We start from the raw sequence: 6,907 nt of genomic DNA on the forward strand, positions 1-6,907 counted from the left end.
TTTGCTCATCAGCGTGGCATCGTCCACCGTGACATCAAGCCGGCCAACCTGATGGTACTTAAAGACGGCAACTGCAAGCTGGTGGATTTTGGCATTGCCCGCATCGGCGACAATTCCATGACGCGCACCGGCCAGGTGGTCGGCACCATCAGCTACATGTCACCCGAGCAGATCAATGCCCAGGTGGTGGATGGCCGCGCCGACATCTTCTCTGCCGGGGTGATGCTGTATGAGTTGCTCACCGGGTCGCTGCCGTTTGATGGCAAAGATACGGCTTCGACACTGTTGAAGATCATCCATGAAGATCCGCCGCCGCTGAAAAATTACATTCAGAATTACCCGCCCGACCTTGATGAGGTCATGAAAAAAGCCCTGGCCAAAGACCGTGAAGACCGTTACGCCACGGCCGATGATTTTGCCTTTGATCTCTCGCGTGTGCAGGAGCAGTTGAAACGCCTCATGGTCAGCGACTACGTGGAGCGTGCCAAGACCTCTATCGCCAAGGCCGACCTGACCAAGGCCAAGGAAATTCTGCAACTTATTCTGAAAGTTGACACCCAGCATGCCGTCGCCAAGGAGCTGATGCAGGAAGTGCAGCAGCGGCTGCAGCGCCAGGTGCGCGGCGAGCAGATCAAGCAGTTGCGGGCCAATGCAGAAGGGGCGCTTTCGCACAAGATGTATTCCGACGCCTTGTCTTATGCCGAACAGGCATTGACGCTCGACAAGTCGAATACCGAGCTGATCAATTTGCGTGACGTGGTGCTGGCCGCCAAGCAGCGCCAGGAAAAGTTAGACGCCGCGCTGCGCAAGGCCGAATCCGCACAGCATTCCGGCGATCTGGATGCCGCATTGCAGGCGGCGGAAGAGGCGCTGGCGCTCGATCCTGACAATACCCAGGTCAGGAACCTGCATACTTCCATCAGCAAGGAAGTTTCGGAGAAGAGCAAAGAAAAACAGTTGCAAAACCTGTTGGATGAGGCCCGCAAAGATATCTCCGCGCGCCAGTTCACAGCCGCGTTTGAGGTGCTGAAGAAAGCGGAAGGCATAGACTCAGGCAGCCCTGAAATTGCCGCGCTCATGAAGCTGGCTTCTTCAGGAAGAGAACAAGAGACCCGCCGCAAAGACCTGGAAAAATTTGCTAATGAAATTGAAGATGCTCTTTCGCGGGAGGAATACCAGGCGGCTTGCGACAAAGTTGAGCTAGCGCTGCAGAAGTTTGCCAATGATCCCGGTTTGCTGAAGCTCAAAGCGCTTACCGATAAGCAGCGCGAGGCCGGCGAGAAGAAGAAATTTGTAGAAGAGCAGATGGCTGCCGCGCGCAAGCTGCTCGATGCGGGCAAAGCTGCCGAAGCCCTGGCAACTTTGGAGAAAGCGTCACAAAAAGCTCCCGGCGAGAGCCGCCTGCGGTCGCTGCTTGCCATCGTGCGCGAGAGCGCCGAGCAGGAAAAGACGGAAAAGACCAAGACCGATTACATTCAGAAGGCCAACGAGGCGCGTCGCCGAAAAGACTACGAGGCCTCGATCAAAGTACTGGAGACTGCACAGACTGAAATCGAAGGCTCGGCTGAGATCCAGGAACTATTGCAGCTTGTGCGCGAGGAAGCTGCTGCTCTTACCCAACGCAAAAAAGTGGACGCCGCCGCTGAAGAAGCTCAACACCTGCTTGCCGAAGAGGAATATGAGCAGGCTGTCTCGGTGCTCGAAGCCGCCGCCAAGCAGTCTCCTAATAACGAAGAGTTGCGCGTGCTTTTGACGGACGCCCGGCAGCGCATCGAGGACTTCAATAAGAAGGTTGAAACCGCGATTGTCAGAGCCAAGAAGCTGCTTGAGACCCGCAAAGTGGATGAGGCTGTCGCCTTCCTTGAGTCGCAACCAAAAGCGTTTGCTCGCAAGCCCGAATTCACCGCTACTCTCGAAAAGGCCCGCACTGAACAAGACAAGATCAAGGGAATCAGGGGAGGTCTCGAGAAAGCCAAGACTTCACTCGATAAGAACGACTTCGTAGGCACCAGCAACATTCTGGAGGCCTGCAAGAAGACCTATGGTGATGCCCCGGAAATCAAACAGGCAGTGGTAGATCTGGAGGCCAAGCGGGTTGCAGTAGCCAAGACCAAAGTCGATAAAGCCGTTAAAGATGCGCGCACATTGCTGCTCGCCCGCCAGTACATCGCCGCTTTGAAAGAATTGGAATCGGTGGGCGCGCTGGTTACAGCCGCTCCGCCCGAACTGCAAAAACAGTTTGAGACCTTAAAGAAAGATGCCACCGCCGGCGCCGATCGGCTCCAGAAGGAAGCCGATCTGGGCAAGACCATTGTTGCCGGGTCGGATAACCAGGCGACCATGGTTTCCGGCTCGACGGAAGTAATTGCCGCTCCAGCCACGGCGCGTGCAGCTCAGCCCCAAGCGCAGCGTGTGCCAACCATGGCGCCACAACGTCAGGTGGCGCCTCCGCCCAAGAAATCGCCGGTGGGGATGATTGTTTTAGTGATTGTATTGTTAGCGGCGGGTATTGGCGGTTACTGGTTCTACGAGAACAAAATCGCCGTGCCCTCGGCGTCCAGCAGCTATATTGAAATTAATGGTGTGCCTTGGGGCACGGTCAAGACCGTGACCTCGAGTGCGGGAAACGTCATTCAGGTAAACCAGCCTACGCCGATTCGTGTCCCGGTGGGTCCGGGCGAATATACAGTAGTGGTCGCCGGCCCGAATGGGGAAGAGCAGTCGGAAAAGATCAACGTAACCAATGATGCGCCGGGTACGTACACCCCGGTCTTTGAGAAAATAGATGTTGACCAGATCCTGCAATCAAATTAATCGCGTATGTCGGTATGCTCTTTGCGGCGCACTCACGCTCAGCCTTTGCCTGCCCGTCTGGGCCAGCAAAAAAGACGACGACTACAAGGCTGCACAGGCAGCCGCAGCCGCTGGGCAAAATGAACAGGCTATGAAGCTTTATTGCTCGGTCGCTAAAGAGGACCCCAGCTATAAAGATGCCAAGCAGAACTGCGACAATATCAAGACTGAGCTGCTGAAAGAAGAAGGACGAAACGAAGGCAGGTACTCCGATGGCGTGAAAGCATTCGATGCCGGGGATTACGATCAGGCGGAGCAGAAATTCCGCAACATTCGCAGCGGCCAATATCTTTCTGATGCACAGAACTATCTAAATTTAAAAATCCCCCAAGCACGCAAAGATGCCGCCGCCCGCGCCGCTGCAGCTCAAAACAACAATGATGCTGCCATGAGCGCCAAATTCGATCAGGCAGTCCAGGCTTATAACGGCAATAACTTCAGCACCGCCCAGGGCCTGTTTGGCCAGATTTCCGGCAAGCGCCAGCCTGACGCCCAGTCCTATCTCAATAAGATCCTGCAGTACAACCAGGCCATGCAGGATGGCGACAATCACGCGAACAGCAAAGATTACAAAAGCGCAGTTGATGGTTACACTCAGGCCGCCAGCATCAAAGCGGATGGCCCCGGCAATCCGCAGAGCAAGATTTCCCAAATGCGGTCGCTCATGGCGAGCGAGAGTACTCCTCTGAGCACGCCGACGCCGGCCAATAACAATCCTCCGGTAAACCACGTTGTTGCTGCTATCGTGGAGCCTTCCCGGCCCAAGCTTGATATTGATAAATTGATGCGCGACGCGGATGCCGCCAAGAAAAAAGGCGACATCGGTACTGCCAAGGGAAAGTACATGGCAATTCTGTCGGAGAATCCCGCCAACGCGGCAGCCAAAGCTGGACTCGAGTCGCTACCCAAAGATTCCAACGCGGTTGCCAGCGCCGATGCCGACAGAATGCTGGCCAATGGCATCGGAGAATTCTATAAAGGCGCATACGAAGAGGCCGAAGTCCATATTAAAGATTACATTGAGTTGAATGGAGGGAAATCAGCGCTCGCTTATTTCTATCGCGCCGCCTCCAAGCTTACCCGCTACTACCTGGGCGGCGAAAAGCCAGATCAGAAGAAACTCTACTCCGATGCCGAAGCCGACTTCCGCATGGCCAAGAAGACCCCAGGCTTCAACCCTCCGGAAAAGATGGTCTCTCCTAAGATCATCCAGGTCTTCAAGAGCACGAGTTAGCCCAATTTTAGTCGGAAGCTGATGAAACGCCGTGGATCCGGCGAACACAACCCCTTTGTGCCCTGTGTGGTTAAACCTATTTCTGTAAAAACGGATTGCTTTCCCGCTCTTTGCCAATCGTGGTGAGCGAGCCGTGTCCGGGAACAACGAGCGTTTCATCGGGCAAAGCCAGAACGCGGTGGTGCAGGGAATTCATGATTTTCTGGAATGAGCCGCCGGGAAGATCGGTGCGTCCAATGCTTCCGGCAAACAGCGTGTCACCTGCAATCAGCTTTTTCTCTTCCGCGAAATAGAGACAAACGCTGCCCTCGGTGTGTCCGGGAGTATGCAGCACAGTCGCGGCCAAGCTTCCCGTTTTGAGCGAATCCCCATCGGCGAGATTCTGGTCAATGTGGACTTTCTCGGGTACGGCCATGCCCACCCATGCGGCCTGTATATCCAGCATTTTGAGCAGGGTAGAATCATTCTGGTTTAACAAGATGGGCGCGCCGGTCGCCTGCTTGAGCTTCATCGCTCCGCCCACATGGTCAATGTGGGCATGCGTTACCACAATCTGCTTGACGGTGAGATTGTGCCGCTTCACGATCTCAAGGATTCGCCCAATCTCATCTCCCGGATCAATGACCATGGCCTCGTGTGTGGTTTCATCGCCCACAACCGAGCAATTGCACTGCAACGGCCCTACTGGGAAAATTTCATGGATCATAAGTAATTCGCGATCGCCTGAATTTTTCGCGGCTAACGCACAATAAAAAATCGCAGGCACTCGGCCCGCGATTCTTGTAAAACTCTGAAAGCCTACTTCTTGGCCGGCTGCGATTGTTGAGTCGCCGGCTTCTGCCCCGAGAGCACGGAGCCGCTGTTGCCGCTCTTCTTGCTTTCCATGATGGAAAGCGTGATGGAAGTCAGCACGAAGATAATGGCGCACCAGGTGGTCAGCTTGGTCATGAGCGTGGCTGCTCCACGCGGTCCGAATGCGGTCTGGCTGCCTTGGCCGCCAAACGCTGCCGCCAGGTCGCCGCTCTGCGCGCTTTGCAGAAGCACGACGATAATCAGAAAAAGACAAACAAATACGTGTACGCTCAAAACCAGATAAAACATAATTTCCTGGACCTTTACTTTGAATTTTATGGTGCGGAAGGGGGGATTTGAACCCCCACGCCTTTCGGCGCCACCCCCTCAAGATGGTGTGTCTGCCAGTTCCACCACTTCCGCAGGTGTCTTTGGTTCTTTAACCAAACAATTATTATAGCAGGGGCTTAGGGGCGAACTTTGACCCTCTTGGGAGCTCCAACTTGAAACTCGAAACCTGAAACTCGAAGCTGTTTTTTTTTACCACTTCACAATCGCGGCAAACGACGCCGGATCCAGGCTCGCCCCGCCTACCAGCCCGCCGTCAATCTCTTCCTGCGACATCAGCGCCTTGACGTTCTCCGGCTTGATGCTTCCGCCGTACAGGATGCGCAGCTTTTGGGCGGCATCGTCTCCCAGGGCCAGGGCGGCCTGCTGGCGGATCACGCGATGCGCATCGGCTGCGATCTGCGGGGTTGCCGTCTTTCCTGTTCCGATCGCCCACACCGGTTCGTAGGCGATGGTAAATTTGGCGACCTGGTCGCCTGAAATTTCCCGTAGCGCATTTTCGCATTGACGACGTAAGACGTCATCTGTGATGCCGGCTTCACGCTCCTGCAGGACTTCGCCAATGCAGACGATGGCCGTAAGCCCGGCAGCGAGTGCGGCTTTGAGTCTGCGATTGACCATGTCATCGGTTTCGCCGAAATATTGCCGCCGCTCGGAGTGCCCAAGAATGACGTGGCTGCAGCCCACCGCCAGCAGCATGGCGGCGGATATCTCTCCGGTATAGGCCCCTTCTTTTTCCCAAAACATGTTCTGCGCGCCCACGCCGACGTTGGTATCGCGCACCAACTCGGCAACCGTGGGGATACAAACATAAGGTGGGCAGAGTACAATCTCATCCCGCGTGTGTCCGTAAACCTGCGGCAAGAAGGCGCCGACAAATGCTTCGGCCTGTGTGGGTGTCTTGTACATCTTCCAGTTGGCGGCAATCAGTTTTTTTCGGTTCATAATTAAGGTTCATTCAGAAGATTTCTAACTATCGATCCTGATCACGGGAAACTTGCCGGAGGACCAAAGCTGGCGCGCAGCGCTGCGGTAAACTTCCAGTGTAAATTCGTCGAATAGAACAAAATGCGCCTCCGCAACTGAATTGAGCTGCTGCAAGGTTTCGACCACGGCCCGCAGAGCAACCGCCGCCGCCTCTTCTACCGGATAGCCAAAAGCTCCGGTCGAAATCGATGGAAATGCAACGGTTCGCAACCCCAGCTTTTCGGCCAGCAAGAGGGATTCGCGGTAACAGCTTTCCAGTAATTCGGCTTCACCCCGATTGCCGCCATCCCACACCGGACCAACCGTGTGGATCACGTAGCGCGCAGCCAGTTTGCCGCCTGTTGTCACGACTGCTTTGCCGGTCGCCAAGGACCCCTGGGTGCTGCGGACCTTCCTGCACTCTTCCAGAATCGCCGGTCCACCTGCGCGGTGGATGGCTCCATCAACTCCACCCCCTCCGAGCAGCGATGAGTTGGCTGCGTTCACAATGGCACCGGTCTTTGCCAGGGTGATGTCTCCGCGTACCAGGAAAACAGCTTTTCCCGGCGCAACAATAACGCGAAATAAGTTCTCAGGCACGGCTGTATTTGACCATTATTTTTCCGTCAGCGCCTCGACCCCCGGTAGCTTCTGGCCTTCCAGAAACTCCAGCGACGCGCCGCCACCGGTGGAGATGTGGGTGATCTTCTTGCT

General features: G+C 55.4%; 6 protein-coding genes and 1 tRNA gene. 2 read left to right on the forward strand and 5 right to left on the reverse strand.

The window, feature by feature from the left end; translation table 11 throughout:
* On the forward strand, positions 1-2,814 hold a 2,814-nt coding region (locus VK738_01635; GenBank protein ID HTD21324.1), incomplete at its 5' end, for a protein kinase.
* Positions 2,786-4,087, forward strand: a complete 1,302-nt coding sequence (locus tag VK738_01640) for a hypothetical protein (GenBank protein ID HTD21325.1) — start codon at positions 2,786-2,788, stop codon at positions 4,085-4,087. The genes VK738_01635 and VK738_01640, both read left to right, overlap by 29 nt.
* A gap of 76 nt (positions 4,088-4,163) precedes the next feature.
* Here VK738_01640 and VK738_01645 read toward each other — a convergent pair whose 3' ends face one another.
* The 5 genes from VK738_01645 to VK738_01665 form a co-directional block, all read right to left on the reverse strand.
* Positions 4,164-4,793, reverse strand: a complete 630-nt coding sequence (locus tag VK738_01645) for an MBL fold metallo-hydrolase (GenBank protein ID HTD21326.1) — start codon at positions 4,791-4,793, stop codon at positions 4,164-4,166.
* A 92-nt stretch (positions 4,794-4,885) separates the two neighbouring features.
* On the reverse strand, positions 4,886-5,188 hold the full coding sequence (gene secG, locus VK738_01650; GenBank protein HTD21327.1) for a preprotein translocase subunit SecG: 303 nt from the start codon (positions 5,186-5,188) through the stop codon (positions 4,886-4,888).
* Positions 5,189-5,217: 29 nt separating this feature from the next.
* Positions 5,218-5,302, reverse strand: a tRNA-Leu gene (locus VK738_01655).
* A gap of 117 nt (positions 5,303-5,419) precedes the next feature.
* Positions 5,420-6,172, reverse strand: a complete 753-nt coding sequence (gene tpiA / locus VK738_01660; protein ID HTD21328.1) for a triose-phosphate isomerase — start codon at positions 6,170-6,172, stop codon at positions 5,420-5,422.
* Positions 6,173-6,196: 24 nt separating this feature from the next.
* Positions 6,197-6,793, reverse strand: coding sequence for an O-acetyl-ADP-ribose deacetylase (locus tag VK738_01665; GenBank protein ID HTD21329.1), 597 nt, complete (start codon positions 6,791-6,793; stop codon positions 6,197-6,199).
* Between the last annotated feature and the right edge of the window lie 114 nt (positions 6,794-6,907).

The sequence above is a fragment of the Terriglobales bacterium genome (assembly GCA_035487355.1).
In the GTDB taxonomy this organism is placed as follows: domain Bacteria; phylum Acidobacteriota; class Terriglobia; order Terriglobales; family Acidobacteriaceae; genus QIAW01.

Coding starts and splice junctions, on each gene's coding strand:
- VK738_01640 (HTD21325.1), top strand. CDS start 2,786: ATGTTGACCAGATCCTGCAATCAAATTAATCGCGTATGTCGGTATGCT.
- VK738_01645 (HTD21326.1), bottom strand. CDS start 4,793: ATGATCCATGAAATTTTCCCAGTAGGGCCGTTGCAGTGCAATTGCTCG.
- secG (HTD21327.1), bottom strand. CDS start 5,188: ATGTTTTATCTGGTTTTGAGCGTACACGTATTTGTTTGTCTTTTTCTG.
- tpiA (HTD21328.1), bottom strand. CDS start 6,172: ATGAACCGAAAAAAACTGATTGCCGCCAACTGGAAGATGTACAAGACA.